Source organism: Aurantiacibacter odishensis, assembly GCF_003605195.1.
Lineage (GTDB): Bacteria > Pseudomonadota > Alphaproteobacteria > Sphingomonadales > Sphingomonadaceae > Alteraurantiacibacter > Alteraurantiacibacter odishensis.
In genome coordinates this window covers 205,682-229,818 of record NZ_QYOS01000022.1, presented here as the reverse complement: position 1 = coordinate 229,818, position 24,137 = coordinate 205,682, and the positions used below count along the sequence as shown (strand labels likewise).

At 66.1% G+C, this 24,137-nt stretch carries 22 protein-coding genes; 9 read left to right on the top strand and 13 right to left on the bottom strand.

Features of this window, described 5'->3' with window-relative positions; all coding sequences use genetic code 11:
• The first annotated feature begins 55 nt into the window (after positions 1-55).
• The 3 genes from D4Q51_RS06785 (at position 56) to tilS (ending at position 3,200) form a co-directional block, all read left to right on the top strand.
• Positions 56-1,168 (top strand): helix-turn-helix domain-containing protein, encoded by a 1,113-nt coding sequence (locus tag D4Q51_RS06785; RefSeq protein WP_205689457.1) that lies wholly within the window; start codon positions 56-58, stop codon positions 1,166-1,168.
• Positions 1,169-1,306: 138 nt separating this feature from the next.
• Positions 1,307-2,263: a tetratricopeptide repeat protein gene (locus D4Q51_RS06780; protein ID WP_240624596.1), complete on the top strand. Its 957-nt coding sequence runs from the start codon at positions 1,307-1,309 to the stop codon at positions 2,261-2,263.
• Positions 2,241-3,200, top strand: a complete 960-nt coding sequence (gene tilS, locus D4Q51_RS06775) for a tRNA lysidine(34) synthetase TilS (protein ID WP_120076980.1) — start codon at positions 2,241-2,243, stop codon at positions 3,198-3,200. Before D4Q51_RS06780 ends, tilS begins: the two co-directional genes overlap by 23 nt.
• On the opposite strand, the gene D4Q51_RS06770 is transcribed toward tilS, so the two are convergent.
• From D4Q51_RS06770 to D4Q51_RS06735, 8 genes are all read right to left on the bottom strand, one after another.
• Positions 3,197-3,865 (bottom strand): L,D-transpeptidase family protein, encoded by a 669-nt coding sequence (locus D4Q51_RS06770; RefSeq protein WP_240624595.1) that lies wholly within the window; start codon positions 3,863-3,865, stop codon positions 3,197-3,199. The two genes, tilS and D4Q51_RS06770, sit on opposite strands and share 4 nt — an antisense overlap.
• A gap of 94 nt (positions 3,866-3,959) precedes the next feature.
• Positions 3,960-6,734 (bottom strand): phosphoenolpyruvate carboxylase, encoded by a 2,775-nt coding sequence (locus D4Q51_RS06765; protein WP_120076978.1) that lies wholly within the window; start codon positions 6,732-6,734, stop codon positions 3,960-3,962.
• The gene (eda, locus tag D4Q51_RS06760; protein WP_120076977.1) at positions 6,731-7,351 is read right to left on the bottom strand and encodes a bifunctional 4-hydroxy-2-oxoglutarate aldolase/2-dehydro-3-deoxy-phosphogluconate aldolase; all 621 of its coding nucleotides are present in this window, start codon (positions 7,349-7,351) and stop codon (positions 6,731-6,733) included. The genes D4Q51_RS06765 and eda overlap by 4 nt, the downstream gene beginning before the upstream one ends.
• Before the next feature lie 6 nt (positions 7,352-7,357).
• A complete protein-coding gene (gene glk / locus D4Q51_RS06755; protein ID WP_120076976.1) occupies positions 7,358-8,332 on the bottom strand; it encodes a glucokinase in 975 nt (324 codons plus the stop codon).
• The gene (gene edd, locus D4Q51_RS06750; RefSeq protein WP_120076975.1) at positions 8,333-10,147 is read right to left on the bottom strand and encodes a phosphogluconate dehydratase; all 1,815 of its coding nucleotides are present in this window, start codon (positions 10,145-10,147) and stop codon (positions 8,333-8,335) included. It abuts the gene before it with no gap.
• Positions 10,140-11,570: a glucose-6-phosphate dehydrogenase gene (zwf, locus tag D4Q51_RS06745; RefSeq protein WP_120076974.1), complete on the bottom strand. Its 1,431-nt coding sequence runs from the start codon at positions 11,568-11,570 to the stop codon at positions 10,140-10,142. The genes edd and zwf overlap by 8 nt, the downstream gene beginning before the upstream one ends.
• 142 nt (positions 11,571-11,712) lie before the next feature.
• Positions 11,713-12,513, bottom strand: coding sequence for a transglutaminase-like domain-containing protein (locus tag D4Q51_RS06740; RefSeq protein WP_120076973.1), 801 nt, complete (start codon positions 12,511-12,513; stop codon positions 11,713-11,715).
• Positions 12,514-12,550: 37 nt separating this feature from the next.
• Positions 12,551-12,967: a secondary thiamine-phosphate synthase enzyme YjbQ gene (locus D4Q51_RS06735; RefSeq protein ID WP_120077055.1), complete on the bottom strand. Its 417-nt coding sequence runs from the start codon at positions 12,965-12,967 to the stop codon at positions 12,551-12,553.
• A 20-nt stretch (positions 12,968-12,987) separates the two neighbouring features.
• Here D4Q51_RS06735 and D4Q51_RS06730 point away from each other — a divergent pair, with 20 nt between their 5' ends.
• The 5 genes from D4Q51_RS06730 to D4Q51_RS06710 are packed head-to-tail and all read left to right on the top strand — an operon-like array spanning position 12,988 to position 17,342.
• Positions 12,988-13,563: an alpha-ketoglutarate-dependent dioxygenase AlkB gene (locus D4Q51_RS06730; RefSeq protein ID WP_120076972.1), complete on the top strand. Its 576-nt coding sequence runs from the start codon at positions 12,988-12,990 to the stop codon at positions 13,561-13,563.
• Between the two features lie 56 nt (positions 13,564-13,619).
• Positions 13,620-14,000 carry a DUF6152 family protein gene (locus D4Q51_RS06725; RefSeq protein WP_120076971.1) on the top strand — a complete coding sequence of 127 codons (381 nt, stop codon included), beginning with the start codon at positions 13,620-13,622 and terminating at the stop codon, positions 13,998-14,000.
• Positions 13,993-14,739, top strand: coding sequence for a hypothetical protein (locus tag D4Q51_RS06720; protein ID WP_120076970.1), 747 nt, complete (start codon positions 13,993-13,995; stop codon positions 14,737-14,739). Before D4Q51_RS06725 ends, D4Q51_RS06720 begins: the two co-directional genes overlap by 8 nt.
• A 57-nt stretch (positions 14,740-14,796) precedes the next feature.
• Positions 14,797-16,110, top strand: a complete 1,314-nt coding sequence (locus D4Q51_RS06715) for an amidohydrolase family protein (protein WP_205689456.1) — start codon at positions 14,797-14,799, stop codon at positions 16,108-16,110.
• Positions 16,107-17,342 carry an amidohydrolase family protein gene (locus D4Q51_RS06710; RefSeq protein WP_120076968.1) on the top strand — a complete coding sequence of 412 codons (1,236 nt, stop codon included), beginning with the start codon at positions 16,107-16,109 and terminating at the stop codon, positions 17,340-17,342. The genes D4Q51_RS06715 and D4Q51_RS06710 overlap by 4 nt, the downstream gene beginning before the upstream one ends.
• A 19-nt stretch (positions 17,343-17,361) precedes the next feature.
• Here the strand turns inward: D4Q51_RS06710 and D4Q51_RS06705 are convergent, their stop codons facing one another.
• The 4 genes from D4Q51_RS06705 to rimO form a co-directional block, all read right to left on the bottom strand.
• Positions 17,362-19,467, bottom strand: coding sequence for a TonB-dependent receptor (locus D4Q51_RS06705; protein ID WP_120076967.1), 2,106 nt, complete (start codon positions 19,465-19,467; stop codon positions 17,362-17,364).
• Between the two features lie 29 nt (positions 19,468-19,496).
• On the bottom strand, positions 19,497-19,697 hold the full coding sequence (locus D4Q51_RS06700; RefSeq protein WP_120076966.1) for a hypothetical protein: 201 nt from the start codon (positions 19,695-19,697) through the stop codon (positions 19,497-19,499).
• The gene (locus D4Q51_RS06695) at positions 19,694-20,851 is read right to left on the bottom strand and encodes a PepSY-associated TM helix domain-containing protein (RefSeq protein WP_120076965.1); all 1,158 of its coding nucleotides are present in this window, start codon (positions 20,849-20,851) and stop codon (positions 19,694-19,696) included. Before D4Q51_RS06695 ends, D4Q51_RS06700 begins: the two co-directional genes overlap by 4 nt.
• A 328-nt stretch (positions 20,852-21,179) precedes the next feature.
• Complete coding sequence (rimO, locus tag D4Q51_RS06690) at positions 21,180-22,550, bottom strand: 30S ribosomal protein S12 methylthiotransferase RimO (protein ID WP_120076964.1); 1,371 nt, start codon at positions 22,548-22,550, stop codon at positions 21,180-21,182.
• A gap of 73 nt (positions 22,551-22,623) precedes the next feature.
• On the opposite strand from rimO, the gene D4Q51_RS06685 reads away from it, so the two are divergent.
• Positions 22,624-23,040 (top strand): DUF1761 domain-containing protein, encoded by a 417-nt coding sequence (locus tag D4Q51_RS06685; protein ID WP_120076963.1) that lies wholly within the window; start codon positions 22,624-22,626, stop codon positions 23,038-23,040.
• Between the two features lie 8 nt (positions 23,041-23,048).
• On the opposite strand, the gene D4Q51_RS06680 is transcribed toward D4Q51_RS06685, so the two are convergent.
• Complete coding sequence (locus D4Q51_RS06680) at positions 23,049-24,134, bottom strand: potassium channel family protein (protein WP_120076962.1); 1,086 nt, start codon at positions 24,132-24,134, stop codon at positions 23,049-23,051.
• Positions 24,135-24,137: the final 3 nt, after the last annotated feature.

Sequence of the window (24,137 nt, the reverse complement as noted above, 5' to 3'; positions counted from 1 at the left end):
GGGGTGCGCGCCAAGGGTTCGCAAACAACCCAGCATCATTCCTGCTGGAGCGGTCATGACCGACACTGAAGACGAGACATTGCAAGACAATTCCAACGAAGCCGCGGCAACCGCAGGTGCCAGGCTGCGCGCCGCGCGTGAACGCAAGGGCCTGACGCTGGAACAGGTCGCGTCGGAAACCCGTATCTCGCGTCGCCATCTGGAAAGCCTGGAAACCGCCGACCTGGAGGGCTTGCCCGGCCGCACCTACGTGCTGGGCTTCGCCCGCACCTATGCCAAGACCGTCGGACTGGATCAGGAAGAAATCGTCGGCCTCATGCGCGAGGAACTGGACGAGGCCGCAGTCAACGAACGCTACGAGCAGCAAAGGCGCGGCGGCGGCTCGTTCGAGCCCGGCGATCCCTCGCGCGCGCCGGGCGGTCGGCTCCTGTATTTCTCGCTGTTCGCCGTGGTGATCCTGCTGATCGGCATTTTCTTCGCCGCTCGCGCCCTGTTTGCGCCCGCTGCCGAAATTCCCTCGCTGGTCGAGCAGGAACAGCAGGAGCAGGCCGAAGCCGAAGCGGCACGGCAGGCGGCGCAGCAACAGCAGCCGCAGCAAGCCGTGGCGGAAGAGCCGGACGGACCTGTCGTGTTCACGGCCGAAGGCGAGACCTGGGTGCGCTTCTACGACGGGGAGGGCCGCGTGTTGCAGGAAGGCACCATGCGCGAGGGTGACACTTTCACCATTCCCGCCGATGCGCCCAATCCGCAGATCATCACCGGCAGGCCCGATCGCCTCGCCATCACCATCGGCGGCAGGCCGGTGCGCAAGCTGTCGACCGCAGTCGAGACGATTTCCGACGTGCCGATTTCCGCCGATGCGCTGCTGTCGCGCGAAGGCGGCGTTGCCACCATCGGCTTTGGCCTTGGTACGCCCGCTGCTCCGGCTACTCAGCCTGCGCAATCGAGCGAACCGGCAACGCAGCCCGCGTCGACACCAGCCCCGCAGCCGTCGCGCACCGTTGCGCCGTCCCCCACGTCAACACCCACGCCTGCCCGGACGACGCCTGCCGCCACGGCAACCCCGACGCCGACGGCAACGCCCGAGCCTTCGCCTGCGGCCACCGCGCCGCCACGCGCCGAACCGGCCGAGCCTGGCGAAGGCGGCGTTTCGCCCGAAGTCGAATAGGCGAAGCACCCATATCTTCACGGGGGAAATGCGCATCGCTGCGCCTTTCACGCCCGCGTTAATCGTCTATCTTGGTCGCAACTGGCATGGCCTTACCGTGTCTTTGCGCCGAATATGGATTTGAGGAGAACCTCGGCAATGCTTTCAAGGTCGAAACCGACTTTCACCCTTACGCGCGCCGCCATCTGTGCGGGGATGGTGGCCGTCGCCGTGCCGCTGCCTGCCGCTGCGCAAAGCGATGACCGGCTGCGGCGGATCGAAAGCCAGATCAACGCGCTTCAGCGCGCGGTCTTCCCCGGCGGGGACGACCGGTTCTTCGAGCCGGAAATCACGCCGCAGAGCAATCCCGTGCAGACCACCACGCCGCAACCCACGACGTCGGCCCTGACGGATGTGCTGGCCCGGCTCGACGCGATCGAGCAGCAGCTCGCCCGCTTGACTGCGGCGACAGAGGTGAACGAGAACGCGCTTACCTCCGTCGAAACGCGCCTCGACGCCCTGGAGACGCGCGGCGTCAGCGGGGGCACCAGCGCCTCTGCCGGTTCGACGGGGGCCAGCTCCGGTCCCAGCGGCGTGATCCCGGTGCCGGGCGATGGCGAAGATACCGCGGAACTCGCTCCGGTAGAGAGCGAAGCGGAAGTCGCAGCAGGCCCCACGCCAGCACGCGTGGAAGCAGTGCAGGGCATCGCCAAGCCCGCCACGGGTGACGAGGGCGACGACGAGTACGTTTACGGGTTCCGCCTGTGGGATGCGGGCTTCTATCCCGAAGCGCAGCAGCAGCTCGCGCTGTTCGTGGAACGCTATCCGGATCACTGGCGCACCACCTATGGCCGCAACCTGCTGGGCCGCGCTTTCCTCGACGCGGGCGAGCCGCGCGCCGCCGCGACGCACTTCTTCGACAACTACCAGGCCGATTCCAGCGCCGCCCGCGCGCCCGACAGCCTGCTGTACCTTGCCGAAAGCATGATCGCGCTGGGCGATACCCGCCGCGCCTGCATTGCTCTCGCCGAGTTCGGTGACACTTACCCGGCGCTCGCCGCTGGCCGCCTGCAAACGCAGTACCAAAACCTCGGTGGCCGCGTCGACTGCAATTGACCGCGAACTGGTCGAGCGCTTCAGGCAGGCGCTCGACTGGCTGAATCCGTCCGGCGCAAGGATCGGCCTCGCCGTCAGCGGCGGGACGGATTCGATGGCCATGCTGCTGCTGGCGCACGAGGCGATTCCCGGTGGCTTCGAAGTCGCCACGGTCGACCACGGCCTGCGTTCTGAAGCGAAGGACGAATGCGCGCTCGTGGTCGCTGTCTGCGAAGAGCGCGGGCTGTCGTGCGAGGTGCTAAGCGTGCAGGTCGGCGAAGGCAACATGCAGGCGAACGCGAGAGAGGCGCGTTACGATGCGCTGGGTGCCTGGGCGAGCCGGAGCGAACTTTCAGCCATCGCGACGGCTCATCACGCCGACGATCAGGCCGAGACAATGCTCATGCGGCTCAATCGCGGCAGCGGGGTGGCCGGTCTCGCCGGTGTGCGCCATTCGCAGCCGCTCGGGCAAACCGGCATTCGCATCGTTCGCCCACTTCTTCGCTTCCGCCGAGCGGAACTGGAAGAGGTGGTCGCGGCGGCGGGGCAGCGCGTCGCGCATGATCCCAGCAATGCAGACGACCGCTTCGATCGCGTGCGAATGCGCGGCGCGCTGGCCGGGTGCGAATGGCTCGATACCACCTCGCTTGCCATATCGGCCAGCAATGTCGCCGAAGCCTATGAGGCGCTTCAGGCCTACGCCGCGCTACTCTGGCCGGAAATGGTGACCGAAACACCGAACGGGTTCGTCCTGAGGCCCGGCCCCTCGCGCGAAATGAACAGGCGGCTTCTGGCAGAAGTGATGGAGCGGCTGGGCGGGCGGCCACGCGGCGGGGATGTTGCAAGGCTGCTGCTCCGCCTCGAAGCAGGCCAGGGAGGAAACCTTGCAGGGGTGCTGGCGAAGATCGAAGGTGAGCAGTGGTTGCTGACGCGCGAGCCGCCCCGCCGGACAGGCTAGCTTTCGGTCGAAAGCGACCCGCCGACTCCCGTCATCACGCCGTCGGTGATGATGACAACGTCGCCCACGTTGGCAATGTCGAACAGCCGCGATGCGAATTCGTCCGGCACGCCGATGCAGCCGTGGCTGGCGTAGCCCACTTCCACGGTGGAGCCGCCGTGAACGGCCACCCCGTCCCACGTGAGGCGCAGGGTCCAGGGCATCGGCGCGTTGCCGTATTTTTCGGAAACGTTGTGGCGTTCCTTGGTCAGGATCGGGAATGTGCCGACAGGCGTGGGATGCTCCGGCGTGCCCAATAGCGCTGCGGCCGCGCCGATTTCGTAGCCATTGCGGAAAACCGAGATCACGCGAGCCTGCAGGTCCACCGTCATCACCAGCGGGCCATCGGGGATACCTTCGTCGTCCCAGTGCCATTCGCCGTATTTGATCGGCCCTTCGATAGGCAGCACGCGCTTGATGACGAACGGATCGTCCGGATCGTAAGCCGGGGTTTCCTGCACCACTTCCTTGGCGACGAACTCGATAGCCTCATCCACCGCGGCGGCACTGCCTGCGATAATGTCGCTTTCCTGCGCGTCGGTGCCGTGCGTGAACGCCATCGCGCCGCCGAACGTTGCCGTGATGGCAAGGGCGAGCGCGCCAATCCATTTGAAGCTCGTGTTCATGCCGCGCATCCTGCGCCCGAACGCGCGCAAAATCCAGCGGAGAGCACTGCAGCGTCCCTGTTTGGAACGATGCGGCGGGGCTGTCTACGTCAGCTCAGCCATGCGCTCCGAACACGTTGGCGATGGCCGTGGTGATGCGCAGGGAGAGGCCGTAGGCGCGCTCGATCGGGTCGATGTAGTCGCGGTGGATGGCCTCGTAACCCTCGTCGCTGCCGTCGGGCCAGTCGGTCGGCTCGGTCAGGTCGAAACGGGCGATGCGCGGGAAATGCGTGGGGTAGGCCCGCCGCAGTTGCGCCAGCGCGTCGTCTATCCGCAGGGTGAAGACCATTTCCAGCACGTCGTCGCGGCTCACGTCGTTGGCGCGGCTGAACACCGGCACGCTGACGGCGCGGATGAACATGGCTTGCAGCAGCGCGAGGCGCAGCGACTGTAGCACGCCGATCATGCGGCGCTTGTCTTCGCGGTTGTCGGTCGGGGCATCGTCCGGAACATGGTCCAGCAGGCGATGCAACTTCATCGCATCCACCCGCAAACGGCTGGCGAGGCGGCGGAAGGTGCCGACGCGGTCGTCCTTCACCAGATATTCGCTCAGCGCCTGGCAGGCGGCGGTCAGGTGCCCCTCCGTGCCGCGATAGGGGCGACTGGCCCAGTAGGCGGAGTTGAACAGTTCGCCGTGGGCAGCCACGGTCTTCACGCTGGCGAGCGCATTGGCGGCGCGCACGAGACGGACGAGTTCGCGCCCGCGCGGGCTTTCAGCGAGCAGCGCGCCGATTTCCTCGTAATTGCCGTCCGCCGCCTCGCCGATCCCGGCGATCACGTTCACCGGGTAGCCCAGCTGCTGCAGGATGGAATTGTGCGGGATGGCGCGGATCTGCCGCAAGGACATCTCGCGATCGGCGGAAAGGTCGCTCTGGCGGCGACTGACGCGGCTGCCGGTGGAGTTGAGCAGGCCGAGGCCGAAGGCGGTGATCGCACGGCTGTAGGTGCGGCTTTCCAGGTGATCGCGCTGGTGTTCCTTCACCGCGCGGTAGAAATCGAGACTGAGGTCCGTGCGCTGGTAGAACACGTCCTTCGGCACGTCGGTATCCGCCTGCGCGGGACGAAGCACGGCGATGCGGGTGAGCATGGCGCGCGCCAGTTCGGGGGTGGAAAACCACAGGTAGCCATCGCCGCCCTGGAAGCTGACTTCCGGCTCCAGCGGAATGCCGGCGCGGGCGAAACGGCGCCGTGCCCAGGGTGAGAGCGCCCATTCCAGCCTGTCCGCCATCTTGGTGGGGTGCGCGCCGCGGCCCATGGATTCGCCGTGGGTGTTGAAGATCAGCGCCGCGACATAGTTCAGCCCGTTGTCGTCGATGGCAGCGGCAAGGCGGCCCTGCAGACGCTCGATCGCGAGGCTGGCGGGGATCTGCCCGACGAAGCGCCCGGCGTCTGAGAAGCCGGTTTGAATCGCCACGCGGCCACGCTTCTTCGCGTATTCCTGGTAAACGGGCTCGGCCAGCAATTCATCGAGGAAGCGGCCGCCGTGTTCCAGCGCGGTCTCGGTTTCGAACAGGGGCGATACGTCGACCTTGTCCTCGATCCCGAACAGCTTGGCGAAATAGAGCGCGGCGAGCACCGTTGCCGGTTCCTCGCACTCCGCGATCAGCATGCGGATCGGCGCGTCCTCGTCGATATGGGCGAGGATCTGCGCCATGGCGAGGAACTGGCGAATGGCCGTGCTGGCCTCGATCGCCAGTGCGCCGAAGTTGCTGCGGCGCGGCTCGATCTGCTCGATCGCGCGGTTGAGATGCACCACCGCGCCCTTGCTGGCGAGGTCGAGGTTGCCATCCGGGTCGATCCGGCGGCGGATGGCGTTGTGAAGCTGCTTGGCATTCACGCGGAAATGGATCCAGCCCATGCCGAGCCCATCGGCGCGCATGGCGGCGGCGAGCGTCTTGAGCGCCACGGCGCGCTTCGCATCGTCGGAGGTCTTCGCCTCATCCTCCAGCGCATCGATGTAGCGCGACAGACTCAGGAGCTTGCGCGGATCGCTGGCCGTCAGCCGGTTGGCGGCGACCGAAAGCGCGGCGGGATCGGAAAGGTCGGCCGAGAAATCCTCGGCCCGCTCTGCGGCGTAATCCGCTGCGGGGCGCAATTCGGAAAGCAGCGCGTGATCGGCGTCGATGACTTCGAGCGAAGCGACGTAGCGGGAAAGGCGTTCGGCCTTTTCCGTCAGGCGGAAGCCGATGGAATTGGACCAGGTGATGTCGGTCCGCCCGTCCATGTCGTAACCCACCCAACTGGCGAAGCGGAAGGGCAGGGGGGCAAGCTCGTGCCACTGGTCCGGCCATTGCTTCTGTGCGTGGGAGAGAAGCTGCGCGACGATCGCGTCGCGCGCGTCCTGCGCATGGGCAATGGCACGCATGGCGCGGTCATGCTCGTAGGACAAGGTGACTTCGGGCCGCTCCCCGCCGATGCAATCGGACGTAATCGGGGTGCCGTGGCTGGCGGCGCTCGCCACCGCGTCCGACTGTTCGGGCGTCAGGAGGAAAGTGGGGTGGGCGGTGAAAACCGCGTGGAGCTGTGGGCGCTCCCACTGCTGGCGGAACTTGGCGAAGTCGTCCTTCTCCAGCGCTTCGGCCAGCGCTGCCTCGTTGGCATCGCTGCCGATGGGGGCGACCATGCATTCCAGCCGGTCCGCCCGTTCTTCCAGTGCCGCGACTTCCAGTTCGGCGATCAGCGCCTCGAAATCGTCGAGCGTCATCTCGCCACCTTCCAGCTTGCGCGACAGTTCGTGCGCGAGCTGGAACACCGGGTTGAACTGCGGGGTCTCCACCGTGCGCTGGTGCAGGTCCTGCAGGCGCTGGGTCAGGTCTGCGACGCCGCTCATTTGCCCATCTCCGCAGCTTCTTCTGCCAGTTTGCGAATTTCCTCGGTCGAGGCGCCCTTTGGTGCGACCCAGCTGCCGCCTACGCACAGCACCTGCTCCATCGCCAGCCAGTCGGGCGCGGTTTCGGGGGTGATGCCGCCGGTGGGGCAGAACTTGCACTTGCCGAAGACCGAGGTGAGCGCCTTCAGCGCCGGGATGCCGCCGTTCGCCATCGCCGGGAAGAACTTGAAATGGGTAAGCCCCATGTCGAGGCCCGCCATCAATTCGCCCGCCGTGGCGATGCCGGGCAGGAAAGGCACTCCGCTCTTGATCGCGGCGCGCCCCAGCGGTTCCGTCAGGCCGGGGGAAACGATGAACTCGGCACCTGCGGCCAGCGCCCTGTCCAGATCGTCACGGTTGGTGACGGTGCCCGCGCCCACGATGGCCCCGGGGACGAGGTTCATGCGCTTGATCACCTCGATCGCGGCATCGGTGCGCAAGGTGACTTCCAGAACCTTCAGGCCGCCTGCCACCAGTGCTTCCGCAATGGGGCGTGCCTCAGCCGGATCGTCCACCACCAGCACCGGGATGACCGGGGCCGAGAGCATGATTTCCTCGATGTTGTCGGGTGCGCTCATGGGTCGTCAGTCTCCGTGGCTCTGGATGAATGCCGCTGCCGCGCCGAACAGGCCGGGCTGGGGATGGGTAATCAGCTTGACGGGAATGCCCGCCATCAGGTTTTCGAAACGGCCCTTCGCGCGGAAGCGTTCCGCGAAGCCGGAGTTGGGCAGATGTTCGCGAAGCCGGTAGCCAAGGCCGCCCGCGATCACGACGCCGGAAAAGCCGCCTTGCGCCAAGGCGATATCGCCCGCGACCGCGCCCAGCGACAGGCAGAACCGGTCGATGGCGGCGGCTGCCAGGCTGTCCGTGCCTTCCATTCCGGCTTTCCAGATCGAGATATCGTCCTGCTCCTTCACAGCGCGGCCTTCCAGCGCGGCGAGGGTGGCGTAAATGTCGACGATGGCGGGGCCGGAGACGACGCGCTCCACCGAAACCCGATTGTGGCGCTTCCTCAGCCGGGCGAGGATCGCATCCTCGATGGGGTCGAGCGGGGCGAAATCGATGTGTCCGCCCTCGGTAGCCGAAACGCGGTAGGTGCCGTCAGGCTCGCGGAACAGGTGCGCCACGCCAAGGCCGGTGCCCGGCCCCATGACGGAGAGGCGCCCGGTGGGCTTCAGCGGACCTTCGGGGCCGGTCAGGTGCAGGAACTCGTCGTCACCCGCACGCGCCACGGCATGGGCGACGGCCTCGAAATCGTTGACGATGGTGAAGCGCGAGACGCCCAGCTTGCTCTCCACCAGCGCGGGACGAATGATCCACGGGTTGTTGGTGAAACGGATGACTTCGCCTCCCACCGGCCCGGCAATGGCCATGGCCACCGCATCGGGTAGGGTGCCGCCCTTGCGTTCGCGGTAGTCCTCCCACGCGGTCTGGAAGCTGGCGTGGTCCTCGGTATGCAGCGTGATCGGCTCGTCCATGGTGAGCGTGCCGTCCTCGCCCTTGGTGGCGATGGCGAAGCGGGCGTGGGTGCCCCCGATATCTACGGTTACAAGTTCCATTTACAGCCCCGCCACGGCCAGCATCGCGCTGCCGCCTTTCTCTGCTTCGTCCGCCTGTGCGCGCATCATGGCGAACAGTTCGCGGCCCGTGCCCATGTCCGGCACCGGGTCGGGCGCGGGCGTTCGGGCGGAAAGGTCTGCCGTGGTGGAGAGTTCGCCAGTCTCGGCGCAGACTTTCACCACGTCGCCGTCTTCCAGCAGCGAGAGCGGACCACCACCCAGCGCTTCGGGTGAGCAGTGGATGGCGCAGGGCACCTTGCCGCTCGCGCCGCTCATGCGGCCATCGGTAACGAGCGCGACGCGGTAACCGCGATCCTGCAAGACGCCCAGTGCCGGGGTCAGTTTGTGCAGTTCGGGCATTCCGTTCGCGCGCGGTCCCTGGAAGCGGACCACAACCACCACGTCCTTGTCGAGTTCGCCGTTCTTGAACGCCTCGTTCACCGCGCCCTGCGTCTGGAACACGCGGCACGGTGCCTCGATGGTCCAGCGTTCGCGCTCCACGGCGGAGGACTTGAAGCAGGCACGCCCCAGGTTGCCCTGGACCAGCCGCATCCCGCCATCGGGCTGGAATGGGTCGGAAGCCGGGCGCAGCATCTCGTCGTCGCCGCTGGGGCCGATATCGCGCCAGTCGAGCGTATCTTCATCAAGCCACGGCTCCTGCCCATACTGTGCCATGCCGCGTTCCTCGCCAACGCCGATCACGTCGGCATGGGCAAGCCCTGCGCCAAGCAGTTCGCGGATCACGAAGCCCATGCCGCCCGCGTCGTGGAAGTGGTTCACGTCGCCCGAACCGTTGGGATAGACCCGCGCCAGCAAGGGCACCGCGCCGGAAAGTTCGGAGAGGTCCGTCCAGTCAATCTGCACACCCGCCGCGCGGGCGAAGGCGGGGATGTGGATGGCGTGGTTCGTGGAACCACCCGTTGCCAGCAGGCCGACAGCGGCATTCACGATGGCTTTTTCATCGACACAGTGGCCGAGCGGGCGGAAATCGTTGCCGTTCTTCGTCATCGCCGCCACGCGGTGCACGGCGGCCCGGTCCAGCGCCTGGCGGATTTTCGTGCCGGGCTGGAAGAAGGCCGCGCCGGGCACGTGCAGGCCCATCAGTTCCATCATCATCTGGTTGGAATTGGCGGTGCCGTAGAAAGTGCAGGTGCCGGGCGAGTGATAGCTTCCCAGCTCGCTTTCAAGCAGCTCTTCCCGCGTCGCCTTGCCTTCGGCGTAGAGCTGGCGAACGCGTTGCTTTTCCTTGTTCGATACGCCCGACGGCATCGGGCCGCTGGGCACGAAGACGGCGGGCAAGTGGCCGAAGCGCAGCGCGCCCATCAGCAGGCCCGGCACGATCTTGTCGCAGATGCCCAGCAGCAGCATTCCGTCGTACATGGCGTGGGAGAGCGCGACGCCGGTGCTGAGCGCGATCACGTCGCGGCTGAAGAGGCTGAGTTCCATGCCCGTCTCGCCCTGCGTCACCCCGTCGCACATGGCAGGCGTGCCGCCTGCGACCTGCGCGGTGGCGCCCACTTCGCGGGCGTAGATCTTCAGCCGTTCGGGGTAACGCCCGTAGGGCTGGTGCGCGGAGAGCATGTCGTTGTAGGCGGAGACGATGCCGATGTTCGGCCCGGCGTTGGTCTTCAGCGCCTCCTGGTCCTCCAGCGCGCCAGCAAAGGCGTGGGCAAGGTTGGAGCAGGAAACGGCGGAGCGTTCGGGCTGGTTGTCCGCCTCGCGGTCGATCAGGTCGAGATAAGCGCGGCGGCTGTCCTTCGACTTTTCGATGATGCGCTGCGTCACGCGTTCGATGGTGGGGTTGAGGCTACTCATGCCAGCTTACTCCGTCGCGTTCGGCCAGGGCGATGGCTGCGCTGGGGCCCCAGCTTCCGGCGTTATAGGTCCTGGGCGTCTTGCCCTCCGCTTCCCAGCCCGCGCGGATCGCGTCGATCCACTTCCACTGCGCTTCCACCTCGTCACGGCGGACGAACAGCGTCTGGTCGCCGTTGATGAGATCGAGCAGCAGCCGCTCGTAGGCGATGCGCTTGTGCTTGCCGGTGAAGGCATCGGGCATGCGGATATCCAGCGGCACTTCGCGCAGCGTCATGCCCTCGTGCTCGATACCGGGCACCTTGGCCATCAGGGACAGGGTGATGTTTTCCTCAGGCTGGATGCCGATCACCAGCTTGTTCGGCTTCAGCCGTGCATCGGGGAAGATCGAGTGCGGCACGCAGCGGAAGTTGACGATGATCTCCGTCACCCGCTCGGGCAGGCGCTTGCCGGTGCGCAGGTAGAAGGGCACGCCCTGCCAGCGCCAGTTGTCGATATGGGCCTTCAGCGCCACGAAGGTTTCGGTGTCGCTTTCCTTGCCCAGTTCCTCGTCATAGCCGGGCACGATCTCGCCGTTCGAGGCGCCGCCGCGGTACTGGCCGGTCACGCTCTCGTCGTCCTTCAGCTTGCGCAGCGCGCGCAGGACTTTCACCTTCTCGTCGCGCACCGCGCCCGCATCGAAGCTGCTGGGCGGTTCCATCGCGACGAGGGCGAGGAGTTGCAGCATGTGGTTCTGCACCATGTCGCGAAGAGCGCCCGCGCCGTCGTAGAAATCGACGCGGCTTTCGAGGCCCACTGTCTCGGCCACGGTGATCTGCACGTGGTCGATATGCTGCGAGTTCCACAGCGGTTCGAACAGGATGTTGGCAAAGCGCAGCGCGATCAGGTTCTGCACCGTTTCCTTGCCCAGGTAATGGTCGATGCGGAAGATGCGGCCTTCGGGGAAGGCGCTGGCCACGGCATCGTTGATCTCGCACGAACTGCCCAGATCGGTGCCGAGCGGCTTTTCCAGGCAGATACGCGCATTGTCGTCCGCCAGACCGTGGGCAGCGAGCCCCTCGATCGTCGGCTTGAACAGGCTGGGCGCGGTGGAGAGGAAGATCGCAGCCTCGCGGTCCTCTCCCACCTTGCCTGCGAGGTCGGCATAGCCTTCAGGCGTGGTGACATCGAGCTGGCTGTATTTCAGCCGGTTGAGGAAATCGGCCATTCCGCCGCGGCGGTGCGCGGGCAGGAACTTCTCGATCGCCTCGCGCGCAAAGCTGCGGAATTCGCTGTCGGTCAATTCGGAGCGGGCGGTGCCGATGATTTCGAGATCGTCGGAAAGCAGGTCGTCCGCGTCCAGCGCGCACAGTGAAGGCAACAGCATCCGGCGCGAGAGGTCTCCCGTGGCGCCGAAAAGGATCAGCGTTTGTGCCTTCCGGATCAAGTGCGTTCCCCGCTTTGCAATGATGTCGTGTAACGCATTCCTAACCCCTCCCTATGTTGCAGTGCAACACCGTTATCTTTTCATTCGTTTCCCTGCCTCGCCGATAGCCGTTCTTGTGAACGTTAACAAGCCGCGCAGTCCCTCACGCGCATTCGCGCACGTTCACTTCCGAGCTCTTGAACTTCGAGAGGCCGAACGTGGTGAGAAACGATACGTCTGCCGCGTCTCGTCCGATACCGATCTTGGCCGTCTGGTCAGACCTCGCCATGCCCGTGGGATCGACAATGTACCAGGCGCCGCCGCCGGGCGTCGTCGGGTCACACAGGAAGACTTCCGCAACTGCATGAAAATCGGGCGGGTTCACGCCGGGCGCGTAGCAACTGACGTAGCGCGCCGGGATGGTGGAAGCCCGCGCGAAGCAGATCATCACGTGGGCATAGTCGCGGCAGATCCCGCGCCGTTCCACGAATGTATCGAGCGCCGTCGTCGTGGCGTTCGAGCTGCCAGCCTCGTAAGTGAAATTGTCCGCGATCCAGTCGCACATGGCGAGGATTTTCTTCCCGCCTTCAAGATCGCCGAACCGGTCCATGACGAAGCTGTGCATACGGTCGGCCTGGCAGTAGCGCGAATCGAATACGTATTCGACCGCCTCTCCCGGCAGGTCGTGCGGGTCGAGCTGGTGCAGGCCGGCGAGGTCGGGCACCAGTCGGTTGACCTCCACCCTGGCGGTGTATTCGACGTTGTAATCGCCTTCCGCGCGCACCCAGATGCGCTCGCCGACGGCATCCTGCGCGGGCACCCTGGCGGTGTGCAGGGCGGGGGAGAGCACCGTGTTGGAGGAGAGCACCTTCTGCTCGGGAATGATGGCCGCCTCGAACTGCAACAGCAGGTCGGTCGGCTGGTCGAGGTGGAACGCGAACTTGGCGGATATATCGATGGGCATATGCGGTGCGAACGCGCGGGGGGTGCCGCCGGTTTCGCTATTCTCCAATAATGTGTGCGACGATCTCGCGCGAGTGGGAGGCGCTGCGGTGTTCGGCAAGGTAGAGGCCCTGCCATGTCCCCAGCAACATGCGCCCGCCGCCCACCGGAACGTTCAGCGATGCGCCCGTCAGCATGGTGCGGATATGGGCGGGCATGTCGTCCGGCCCCTCGCTGTCGTGCTCGTAATGGTTGCCTTCAGGCACGGCCTTGTCGAGCCAGCGCAGCAGATCCCGCTGCACGGCGGAGGCGGCGTTTTCATTGATGAGCAGGCTGGCGGAGGTATGGCGGCAGAACAGGGTGAGCATGCCGCTCTCTATCCCGGTACCCGCCAGCCAGTCCGCCACCTCGTCGGTGAACTCGTACAGCGCTTTGCCGTGGGTATGGATGGTGAAGCGGTGCTGATCCTGTCGCATGGACACCTATATAGGCATCGATGACGCAGCAGATAGACCTGTTTTCGGATACCCCGGCCCAGCCGCCGGTGGGTGGGCTGCGGGTTATTGGCGAAGTGATCGACGAACAGGAGGAACAGGCGCTGGCCGACCAGATCGATGCCGCCCCGCTGGAGCCGTTTCGCTTCGGCCAGTGGACCGGCAAGCGCATGACCGCGCACTACGGCTCCGCCTACGATTACCAGCGCTCGCGCCCCATCCCTGCGCCGCCGCTGCCGCCTTGGCTGGCGGACCTGCGCATCAGGCTGGGCCACCGGTTAGGCATCGCGCCCGATGCGCTGCAACAGGCGCTGCTGATCCGTTACGATCCGGGCGCAGGCATCGGCTGGCACCGGGATCGCCCGCAGTATGGCGAGGTTATCGGCCTTTCGCTGGGCGCGCCTGCCACCTTGCGTCTGCGCCGTCGGTTGCCGGACGGCGGCTTTGCCCGACATGCCGTGCCGCTTGCGCCGCGCTCTGCCTACCTGCTGTCGGGCGAGGTGCGGGATAGCTGGGAGCATTCGATCGTGCCGATGGAGCAGACCCGCCGCTCGATCACCTTCCGCACCATGCGCTAGAGCTTCTGGACAGCGCGCAGTCAAAACGACACTGTGGGGTTGGAAGAGGAGAGGGAATGTTCGGGAAAACGATGACGCTTGCGCTGGCACTTTCCGGCGCACTGGCAGGCGGGGTGGCCGCGCACCACTCGTTCGCGGTCTATTTCGACCCAGAGGCGGACGTGACGGTGGAAGGCACCGTCAAGGCATTCCGCTTCACCAATCCGCACGGCACGCTGGTGCTGGATGTCGACGGCACCGAATGGCGCGGGGAAACGAATGCGCCGGTGGTACTGCAGCGCCGCGGGTGGACGCGGGGGAGCGTTCGGGCGGGGGACCTTGTCACCGTGTCGGGCTGGCGCGCCCGCGATGGCCGCAACTACATGCGCATCCGTGAAGTGCGCGATGCGCAGGGCCACATGATCGGCAACGCCCCGTTCGGGCAGAACGATGGCTAGGTCGCTCGCGCTCGTTTTCGTCCTCGCATCGCTGGCCGCGCCCGCAGCCGCGCAGGACACGCAGCCTGATTTCGAAGGGTTCTGGGGACCGGTTTTCGATGCGGGCGAACCAGCGCCCGACATGCTGGCCAAGCTGCCCGATGGCACCGTGCTGGTGGAGGATACCGGCGTCGTGGAATTCCCGCGCGGCGAATACGGCGGGCTGGAGCCGACACCGCAGGCGCTGGCGCGGGCCGCCGATTGGCAGCCGGAAGACGACATGGCGCTGGACCGCGTGTGCCTGCCGCCCAGCATCGTCTACGCGCTGCAAGGGCCGTTCCCGTTCGAGATCCACCAGACCGACGAACTGATCGTGCTGCGCTACGAATATTTCGACCAGGTGCGGCTCGTTTTCATGGATGGGCGGGAGGCACCGGAGGGCTATCCCCATTCCAAGATGGGCTTCTCCACTGGCCGCTGGGAAGGCGACGAACTGATAATCGAGACCACCCACATCGCTCCCAGCACCATTACCAACAACGGACTAGACCATTCCGCCGACATTCGCATGGTTGAACGCTATCGCCTCGCCGAGGGTGGTGAAAAGCTGGTGGCGACGCAGTGGTTCTCCGATCCGGCGATGATCGGCAGGGATGGTGCGCGCTGGATCGAATGGGAGAAGCGCGAGGGTCAGCACGTCTATCCTTACGAATGCGATCCCACCTTTGCCCTGGAATATGCGGAAACTGCGCCCGAGTAGGCTTGCACGCGGGCCTTGTGGCGTTAGTCTCGGGCGTAACGAAAAAAGGGACTTCCCATGCGAATGATCAAGCAGGCGGCACTGGCCGCCTCTTCCGTGGCGGCGTTTGTCGCTGCTCCGGCACTGGCGCAGGAGACGCCGATCGCCTTCACCGGCGCGACCATCCACACGATGAGCGGCACAAGCGGTACCGGCACCATCGAGAACGGCACGCTGGTGATTCAGGACGGCGAGATCGTCGCCGTCGGCGCTGATGTTACCATTCCCGCAGGGGCCCAGGTCCGCGATGCCAGCGGCATGGTGATCATGCCCGGCACGGTCGACACCCATTCGCATATCGGACAGGTCTCCGGCGCGGACAGCTCTGCTGCCATCCAGCCGGACGTGCGCGCGCTCGATTCGATCAACGTGCGCGACAGCTCCATCGCCCGTGCCCGTTCGGGCGGCGTCACCACCGCCAACATCATGCCTGGCAGCGGCCACCTGATGAGCGGGCAGACGTTCTACATGCACCTGACAGAGGGCAACACTATCGAGGAACTCGCCTGGATGGACGACGACGGCAAGGTGCTGGGCGGCATGAAGATGGCCAACGGCACCAACCCCTTGCGCGAAAGCCCGGCTTTCCCCTCCACCCGCGCCCGCAGCGCCGCAATGGTGCGGCAGCACTTCGTCGCGGCGCAGGAGTATTGCGGGGGCGAACGGAGCCCGCGCGATATCGGCATGGAAGCCATGTGCGAGGTGCTGGACGGCAGCCGCCTCGTCCACTTCCACACCCACCGCAGCGACGACATCATGACCGCGCTTCGCCTCAGCCGCGAATTCGGGTTCGACATGCTTGTCCAGCATGGCGTGGAAAGCGGCCGGGTGGCGCGCGAACTGGCGGCAGCGGGCGTGCCGGTCTCGGCAATCCTGCTCGATAGCCCCGGCGGCAAGCTGGAAGCGCGCGAGGCGGATATCGTCACCGCGGCGCAACTGGAGGATGCAGGCGTGTTCGTCTCGCTGCATTCGGACGACAACATCATCGACAGCCGCCTGATGTACCGGCAGGCCGCGCTCGCCGTGCGCGGCGGGATGAGCCGCGAGGGCGCGCTGCGGGCGCTTACCATCAACGGCGCGGTGCAGCTTGGGCTGGACGAGCACGTCGGCAGCTTGGAAGCGGGCAAGATGGCCGATTTCGTCGTGCTGACGGGCGATCCGCTGTCGGTCTACACCAATGTCGCGGAGACCTGGGTGATGGGCGAACTGCTGTTCGATGCCTCCGACCCCGAGGAACTGCTAATGGCAACCGGCGGCTACGGCGCCGGCAATCCCACACTCAACACCCACGTCCTCGAAGGCGAGGCCCTGATGCTGGAGGGCGGACAATGACGAACGTTGGCAAACTGATTGCGGGTGCATTCACCGCGGCGCTGCTCTCCACCTCTGCGATGGCGCAGGACATTGCCGTGCGCGGCGCGCAGGTCTGGACCATGGGCCCGCAGGGCGTGATCGAGAACGGCGTCGTCGTGATTGAGGACGGCAGCGTCACCGCCGTAGGCCCGGCCGCCAGCACCGCGATCCCGGAAGGGATGCGGGTGATGGAAGCCCGCGTCGTCACTCCCGGCCTGGTCGATGCACATTCCACAGTCGGCCTCACCGGCTATCTCAACCAGCCCGACGATCAGGATCAGCTCGACACAACCGCGCCGGTGCAACCGCACCTGCGCGCCATCGACGCCTACAACCCGCACGACCGGCTGGTGCAGTGGCTCCGCGAACTGGGCATCACCACGGTCCACACCGGTCACGGCCCCGGCGCGCTGGTTTCCGGGCAGACCATGGTGGTGAAGACCGTGGGCAACACGGTCGATGCCGCGCTGGTGGAGGACGGCACGATGGTGGTCGCCAACCTCGGCAGCTGGGCGCTGGACCGCGAGAGCGCGCCCGGCACCCGCGCGAAGCAGATCGCCATGCTGCGCCAGGCGCTTCTTCGCGCCCAGCAGGGCGGCGAGAGCGCGGAAGACGACGACGAGGATGAAGACGCCGTCGACAGCGCCAGCCGCGACCTTGTGAACGAGGCCTTTGAATCGGTCGTGCGGCGGGAGCGCCCGCTGCTCGTCACCGCCAACCGCGCGCAGGATATCATGTCTGCCCTGCGCCTTGCCGACGAGTTCGGCATCGAGGTCATCATCGATGGCGCGGCGGACGCGCCCATGCTGCTCGATGAACTGCGCGAGAGCGGCGTTTCGGTGATCCTGCATCCCACCATGGCTCGCAATTCGGGGGAGATGGAGAACGCCTCCTTCACCACTGCCGCCACTCTGGCGGAAGCGGGCATCCCCTTCGCGCTGCAATCGGGATACGAGGCCTATGTGCCCAAATCGCGCGTGGTTCTGTGGGAAGCAGGCTTTGCCGCCGGACACGGCCTCGCGCCGGAGGACGCGCTGGCCAGCGTCACCATCGATGCGGCTCGCATCATCGGCATGGACGAGCGCGTCGGCAGCCTCGAAGTGGGCAAGGACGGCGACGTTGCCATGTTCAACGGCGATCCGCTGGAATACGTCACTCACGTTACCGGCGTCGTGATCGACGGTTACGTGGTGAGCGAGGCGACGCGCTAGTCGCCCCGCTCGACCACCTTCAGAACGCGATCGAGGCGGATGCCTTCACCGTGCGCGGCGTGCCCTGCAGCAGCGCCGGGTTGAACGCATCGAAGGCCGAAGCCCAGTATGCTTCGTTCGTCACGTTGTCGACGGTGAGGCGCAGGGTGACGGGGCTGTCCCCCGCCGCGAACACGTAGCGCGCGCCGAGGTCCAGCACGGTCCAGCTGTCGAGCTGGAGCGTGTTGGCGGCGTTGGCTTCCTGCTCTCCGGTGTGCGTCACCCGCCCGTTCAGCGTCAGGCCGCGGGCGAAGGGCACGTCCCACTCGATATTCGCATTGGCCGCGAACTCGGGCACGCCCGCTGCATCGAGGCCGCTTTCGAATTCGGAATCGGCGAAGTTGAGACCCGCGATCACGCGCAGGCCCGGCGCCAGCTCGCCGTTCACCGTGGCTTCCACGCCTTCGTTCACCTGTTCGCCGATGTAGGCGAAGCGCACGCCGCCGTTGCCATCATCCACAGCGCCGGTGCCGGGGCGCTCGATACGGTAGACGGCCACGCTGGCAAAGATCGACGGGTCGAAATAGAACTTCGCGCCCGCCTCGTACTGCGTCGAGCGGCGCGGGGCGAGGGTGGTGCCGAAGTTCGAGAACTCCACGTCGTTCGCGCGCGGGCCTTCCTGAAGCGCCTCGATGTAGTTGGCATAGAGCGACAGGCCCTCGACCGGCTTCACCACGAGGCCCGCGACCGGCGTTACCGCCTCGTCGTCGAACTCGGTATCCAGGCCGCCGCCGAAATAGCTGAAGACGCGCACGTTGATGTCCTGCCAGCGCAGGCCGCCCGTCAGCAGCACGCGGTCATCGAACAGGCCCAGCGTGTCGGACACGAACAGGCTTGCAAACTCGCGCTTGGTGATGGGGAACGGATCATCCAGATCGCCGCCGACGAAAGCGGTATCCTGCGGCGCGACCTGCACGGTGTCGTAGAGGTTCGTCGCGAAGGGATTGAAGAAATCGTAGGCGGTGCGGTCTTCCTGCCAGATCATGTTGCCGCCCACGTTGATGGCGTGGCTGACACTGCCAGTCATCACCTTTGCACGAAGGCCCGCTTCCACCGCCTGGTTGTCCTGCTCGTAAGGGATGAAGTTGTGGAAGCCGGAAGTGGCGGCGCCGGTTGCCGCGTCCTCCACGGTCAGGCCGCCGTAAATGCCTTCCTCGTCGCCGCTGCGCGCGCCCAGCTTGGCGTAGGCCAGCACGTCGCGCGCGATGTCGTATTCGAGGCTCAGCGTGCCGAATATGTCGGTGAGTTCGGTGTAAGTGTAGTCCTGCGCGTAGTTGGCGTCCGCTTCCGGTACCTCGGGAACGACGGCGGTGGTGAAGCCGACCTTGGGGCGCAGCGAATCCACGCGCACTTCCTGGTAGGCAAGGTCGAGCGCCGCGCGGAATGCGCCGCCGTCGTAATCGAAAGCACCGCCCAGCACCTGCGTGCGGCGATCCTCGCGGTCGATGGCGACTTCGCCGTTACGGTAGGCTCCGTTCACCCGCACCCCGAACTGGCGGCTGTCGCCGAAGCGGCGCGATACGTCGAGGCTGCCGCCGATGTGCCCTTCGCCCACGAAAGTGGCCGTGGCGCGGGTGCGATCCTGCTCGGCACGCTTCAGCACCAGGTTCACGCTGCCACCAAGGCCCGATCCGCCCGGAGCCGCGCCATTCAGGAAGGCGCTGGAGCCGTTGAGCACCTGCACCTGTCCGAACAGCTCGGGCGCGACGAGTTGGCGCGGGGCGATGCCGTAGAGGCCGTTCACGCCCACATCGTCCCCGAAGAGGGAGAAGCCGCGGATCACGAACTGCTCGGCCGCATTGCCGAAGCCGTAGGTGGTGCGCACAGTGGGATCGTTCTCCAGCACGTCACCGATGGTGAGCGGCTGCTGGTTGTAGATCAGCGTCTCGTCGAAGCTGCGAATGGCAAAGGGCAGATCCTCGGCGGACTGGTTGCCCAGCGCCCCGGCATCGCCGCCGTTGGTGATCTCGGTCGCGTTGTCGCGCTGGGCGGTAACGATGATGCTTTCGGCATCCTGCGCGGTGGCAGGGGAGGCCAGCGCGAAGGCCAGCACGGAGAGAGAAACGGCAGAAAGGCGGGCTGTCATGAGTGGTCCTGTTCTGGAGTCGGAAGGGTTCAACTGCGGCGCGCCCAGGCATTGGCGAGCGCGAGAAGGGGAAGGGCGAGCAAGGCCCAGGCAAGAAAATCGGGCAATCCGTCGCCGTTGAGGCCGATCACCAGGCCCGCAATCGTGGCGACCAGCAGGAAGATCGGCACGGCGAACACGGTGGCAAGGCTGGCGCGGCGCCGCCTGCGGTGCGGGGCGAAGGGCTTCATGCGGGCTGGCCTGCCATTGCGCCGTGCGCGATCTCGTCGATGCGCCGTTCCATGTGCGCGGGGGAGCGGCGCAGCCACAGCAGGATACCGGTCCACAGCACCCAGATCGTCAGCAGCGTCATCACCGCCCAGACAATCTTGAGCGGAAGGCCGCCGTAGTCGCCGAAGTGCAGCGGCTTGGAAATCATCAGCGCCTGGTTGAGCGCGGGCATGGCGCGGGCATCGGTCAGTTCGCCGCTGCGCGCGTCGACCAGTGCTGGAGTCAGCAGGTTCTGCGTCAGCGGACGGTCGCCCTGGAAGAAGATGGCGTAGTGGTGCCCGGTGCTCCAGTCGCCGCCTGGAAAGCCGATGAACTGCGGCGAACGGCCGGGAAGGGCGGCCTGCGCCGAGGCCATTGCGGTGTCGAGCGAGCCGTATTCCTGCGGCGGTAACGGGCGTTCACCGGCATAGCGCGCGGTCATCTCGGCAAGCTCGCCGTTCTGCCAGCTATCCACCAGCGGATCGGCGAAGGCGTTGATCATCCCGGTCGCGCCCACCACAAGCATCCAGCCCAGCGCGACGATGCCGATGAGGTTGTGCTGGTCCAGCCGGCGCACCCGCGCGCTCCGCCGCGTGCGAAGGGTGCCGAATTTCAGGCGGCGCATGAAGGGCGCGTAGAGGACCACGCCGGAGACGAGCGCAATCACGAACATCGCGCCCATCACGCCGAGGAACAGCATACCCGGCAGTCCGAGGAACATGTCGGTGTGGAGTTGCAGGACGAAATCCATGAACCCGCCGCCGGGCGCAGGGCCGAGTGCTTCGCCGGTTGCGCGATCGAGGAACAGCAGCGTCATTTCGTCACCGGGCGCGTCGGGCGCGGGGCCGGTGGTGACGGTCAGCAGCGGGCTGTCCTGGCTGAAGGCCATGAACAGCGGCACTTCGCCGGGCCGCTGGTCGAGCGCGGTTTGCAGCATCTGATCGAGCGGCAGGCCGCCGTCCGCCGACGGGGTGCCGGGCAGAGTGGCGTCATGATCCTCGCCAAACACCGCGTCGATCTCGTCGTGAAAGATCAGCGGCAGCCCGGTGACGCACAGCATCAGCAGGAACGCGGTCGCGATCAGGCTCGTCCACTTGTGGACGAGGAACCAGCCCTTGATGGTCGATCGCTTCAACTGATGCAGCCCTTTGCACGGGGCCACGGCGAATCCGCGGCCTTCGCAGCGCGGGCTAGGCTGCGTGACTGCTCGCGTCAATGATAATCATTCGCAATAGCAGGTGAATTGGCGGGGCCGTCGAGGCCCCGGCTGTCCTACACTGCGGGTGCCGCGCAAAGAGATCGCCCTGTGCCCGATGGATGAGGTTGCGCACGATGAAAGGAGGTCAGATGCGAAAGGTTACACATCCAGCAGCCGCCAACCACGCGGAAGCCCTGCGTTCTGCCGACCGTGAGCGAAATCGCATTTTTGCAAAAGCGCCCTGTCGGCGTTCCACAATCGGGGGTCAGCTCTCGTTGATAACGCCGAACAGGTCGTGCGCGTCGGCGTCCTCGACCTCGACGTTCACGAAGTCGCCGGCCTTCAGCGTCGCCGCGACGTTGCGCAGGTATACTGCGCCGTCGATCTCCGGCGCGTCCGCCTGGCTGCGGCCCGTTGCGCCGATGTCGCCGTCCTCGTCGGGTTCGCCCACCTCGTCGATGATGACGGGAATGGTCTTGCCCACCTTGGCGGAAAGCTTGGCGGCACTGATGCGCTCGGTCACTTCCATCACGCGGGCGAAACGCTCTTCCTTGATCGCCTCTGGCACGGGATCGGGCAGGGCATTGGCCGCCGCGCCTTCGACCGGCTCGAACCGGAACGCGCCCACGCGGTCGAGCTGGGCTTCCTCCAGCCACTCGAGCAGGTACTGAAAATCCTCCTCGGTCTCTCCGGGGAAGCCGACCACGAAGCTGCTGCGCACCGCGATTTCGGGACAGATTTCGCGCCACGACTTCAACCGCTCCAGCACCTTCGCCTCGTTCGCCGGGCGCTTCATGGCTTTCAGTACAGTGCGGCTGGCGTGCTGGAAGGGGATGTCGAGGTACGGCGTCAGCAGCCCCTCGGCCATCAGCGGGATGACCTGGTCGACGTGGGGGTAGGGATAGACGTAATGCAGCCGCACCCACGGCACGTCGCCTTCGGGCGTGCGCATCTGGCCCAGTTCGCGGGCAAGGTCCGTCATGTGGGCGCGGACGGGGTGGCCCTTCCACTCGCGCTCCTCATGCCGGGTGTCGACGCCGTAGGCGCTGGTGTCCTGGCTGATCACCAGCAGTTCCTTGGTGCCCGCCGCCAGCAGCTTCTCCGCCTCGCGAAGAACGGCATCGATGCGGCGGCTGGCGAGCTTCCCACGCAGCGTCGGGATGATGCAGAACGCGCAGGAGTGGTTACACCCCTCGCTGATCTTGAGGTAGCTGTAGTGGCGCGGGGTCAGCTTGATGTCGGGCTGCGGCACCAGGTCGATGTACGGGCCTTGGCTGGGCGGAGCAGCCTCGTGCACGGCCTCCACCACGTCCTCGTACTGGTGCGCACCGGTGATCGCGAGAACCTGCGGGAAGCGCGCGCGGATCAGTTCTGCCTCGTCGCCCATGCAGCCGGTCACGATGACGCGGCCGTTCTCGCTGATCGCCTCGCCGATCGCCTCGAGGCTCTCTTCCTTGGCGGAATCGAGGAAGCCGCAGGTGTTCACCAGAACCACGTCCGCGCCTTCGTAATCCGGGCTCATGGCATAGCCATCGGCGCGCAGCCGGGTGAGGATGCGCTCGGAATCGACCAGCGCCTTGGGACAGCCGAGGCTGACCATGCCGACGCGCTTCTGATCTGGAATCTGGGTTGCCATGATGCGCGGCCCCCTACACCCGATTGCGCCTTTGGGCTAGTGTGCGTGCGGGACGCGGTACTGGAGGGATACGATGGGCAATGTGAACCTGCTGGCGGTGGTGCTGGGCACGGTGGCTTTCTTCGTGATCGGCGCGCTGTGGTACGGCCCGCTGTTCGGGAAAAGCTGGCGCGAAATGAACGGCATGACAGACGAGATGGTGAAGGCCGGCCCGCAGCCCGGGCAGAACCCCGTCTGGCTGATCATGCTGCTGGCCTTCCTGCTGGAGATGGTCGTCGTGCTGATGCTGGGCCACAGCATCGCCCGTTCCAGCGGACAGCCGCACATAATAATGATGATGGCCGTGGGCTTCGGCGCGCTGATCATGGCCCCGGCGCTGGGGATCAACTACCTGTTCCAGATGCGGCCCGGCAAGCTGTTCGCGATCGACGCAGCCTACCTGATCGTCGGTATGGCAGCGGCGGGCGGGGTGTTCATTCTGCTGGGTTAGGTCGCGCGTCAGTCTTCGGGCTTGGCATCGTTGCCGTCCCGGCCGTCGATGTCGGCGGGCTTGATCTCCACGATGATATCGCCCGCTTGCAGGCAGTCTGCCTCGTTTTCCCAGAACCCGCAGGCAACCCCGTTGCGATAGATGCGAAGGCCCCTGCCGCCAGAACATGCCTCGGTCAGCGACTTGCCGATCTCTTCCTGACGCACTTCGCGCTCCACCAGTTGCACGCGGCCGGTGACGGAGGCGAGATCGCCGAGGTAATCGGCGATGTGCGCGCCGCGCGCGCTGCCTGCCAGCAACAGGCCGGTGAAGCGCACTGGATTGATCACGTTGTCCGCACCCGCCTGCCGCGCCAGGAGCTCGTTGTCGGCGGCGCGCACCACGACGCTGATCGGCACTTTTGGTGCCAGATGGCGAACGGTGAGCACGATCAGGATCGAGGCATCGTCGCGCCCTGCGGAGACAAGCACGGTCTGGGCCTGGCTGATGCGCACGGCCTCGAGGTTCTCGTCGCGCGAGGCATCGGCCTCGATCACGTTGCAACCCAGCGCCTCTGCCTGTTCGAGCCGCTCCTCGTTCATGTCCATGACGACGATGCAGGCGGGATCGGTGCCGCGCTCGATCAGTTCGCCCACGGCCTCCGCGCCGGAGACGCCGAACCCGAGGACGACGACGTGGTCGGAAAGCTGGTCCTGGATACGGGCCATGCGGAATTTCTCCCAGCTGCGCTTGATGAGGAAATTGTAGGCGGTGCCGACAAAGATGAACAGGACGGCAAAGCGGACCGGCGTCACGATCAGCGCTTCCACCAGTCGCGCCTGGTCGCTGATCGGGGCGATATCGCCGAAGCCGGTGGTGGTGATCGAGATCATCGTGAAATAGATGACGTCGAGGAAGCTGACGTGGCCGTCGAGATTGTCGACCAGCCCCTCACGGTCCCACCAGTGGATCATTACCACGATGAAAATCAGGAATACCGCGAGGCCGAGGCGGATGAACAGGTCGCCCCATACAGGGATGTTCACGGCCCGCCGCAGGGGTGCGAAGCGGCGCTTGCCGACTTTACGCAGGTCCCTGTTGTGCGAGCGCGCCATGGC

What these genes read in the sequence shown, in the direction of transcription:
- D4Q51_RS06740 (WP_120076973.1), bottom strand. Translation starts at nt 12,513, where the DNA reads ATGCCCATCGATATATCCGCCAAGTTCGCGTTCCACCTCGACCAGCCG.
- D4Q51_RS06730 (WP_120076972.1), top strand. Translation starts at nt 12,988, where the DNA reads ATGACGCAGCAGATAGACCTGTTTTCGGATACCCCGGCCCAGCCGCCG.
- D4Q51_RS06685 (WP_120076963.1), top strand. Translation starts at nt 22,624, where the DNA reads ATGGGCAATGTGAACCTGCTGGCGGTGGTGCTGGGCACGGTGGCTTTC.
- eda (WP_120076977.1), bottom strand. Translation starts at nt 7,351, where the DNA reads ATGAGCGCACCCGACAACATCGAGGAAATCATGCTCTCGGCCCCGGTC.
- D4Q51_RS06680 (WP_120076962.1), bottom strand. Translation starts at nt 24,134, where the DNA reads ATGGCGCGCTCGCACAACAGGGACCTGCGTAAAGTCGGCAAGCGCCGC.
- rimO (WP_120076964.1), bottom strand. Translation starts at nt 22,550, where the DNA reads ATGGCAACCCAGATTCCAGATCAGAAGCGCGTCGGCATGGTCAGCCTC.
- D4Q51_RS06765 (WP_120076978.1), bottom strand. Translation starts at nt 6,734, where the DNA reads ATGAGCGGCGTCGCAGACCTGACCCAGCGCCTGCAGGACCTGCACCAG.
- D4Q51_RS06785 (WP_205689457.1), top strand. Translation starts at nt 56, where the DNA reads ATGACCGACACTGAAGACGAGACATTGCAAGACAATTCCAACGAAGCC.
- D4Q51_RS06700 (WP_120076966.1), bottom strand. Translation starts at nt 19,697, where the DNA reads ATGAAGCCCTTCGCCCCGCACCGCAGGCGGCGCCGCGCCAGCCTTGCC.
- D4Q51_RS06710 (WP_120076968.1), top strand. Translation starts at nt 16,107, where the DNA reads ATGACGAACGTTGGCAAACTGATTGCGGGTGCATTCACCGCGGCGCTG.
- D4Q51_RS06770 (WP_240624595.1), bottom strand. Translation starts at nt 3,865, where the DNA reads ATGAACACGAGCTTCAAATGGATTGGCGCGCTCGCCCTTGCCATCACG.
- glk (WP_120076976.1), bottom strand. Translation starts at nt 8,332, where the DNA reads ATGGAACTTGTAACCGTAGATATCGGGGGCACCCACGCCCGCTTCGCC.
- edd (WP_120076975.1), bottom strand. Translation starts at nt 10,147, where the DNA reads ATGAGTAGCCTCAACCCCACCATCGAACGCGTGACGCAGCGCATCATC.
- D4Q51_RS06735 (WP_120077055.1), bottom strand. Translation starts at nt 12,967, where the DNA reads ATGCGACAGGATCAGCACCGCTTCACCATCCATACCCACGGCAAAGCG.
- D4Q51_RS06715 (WP_205689456.1), top strand. Translation starts at nt 14,797, where the DNA reads ATGCGAATGATCAAGCAGGCGGCACTGGCCGCCTCTTCCGTGGCGGCG.
- D4Q51_RS06725 (WP_120076971.1), top strand. Translation starts at nt 13,620, where the DNA reads ATGTTCGGGAAAACGATGACGCTTGCGCTGGCACTTTCCGGCGCACTG.
- D4Q51_RS06705 (WP_120076967.1), bottom strand. Translation starts at nt 19,467, where the DNA reads ATGACAGCCCGCCTTTCTGCCGTTTCTCTCTCCGTGCTGGCCTTCGCG.
- D4Q51_RS06720 (WP_120076970.1), top strand. Translation starts at nt 13,993, where the DNA reads ATGGCTAGGTCGCTCGCGCTCGTTTTCGTCCTCGCATCGCTGGCCGCG.
- D4Q51_RS06780 (WP_240624596.1), top strand. Translation starts at nt 1,307, where the DNA reads ATGCTTTCAAGGTCGAAACCGACTTTCACCCTTACGCGCGCCGCCATC.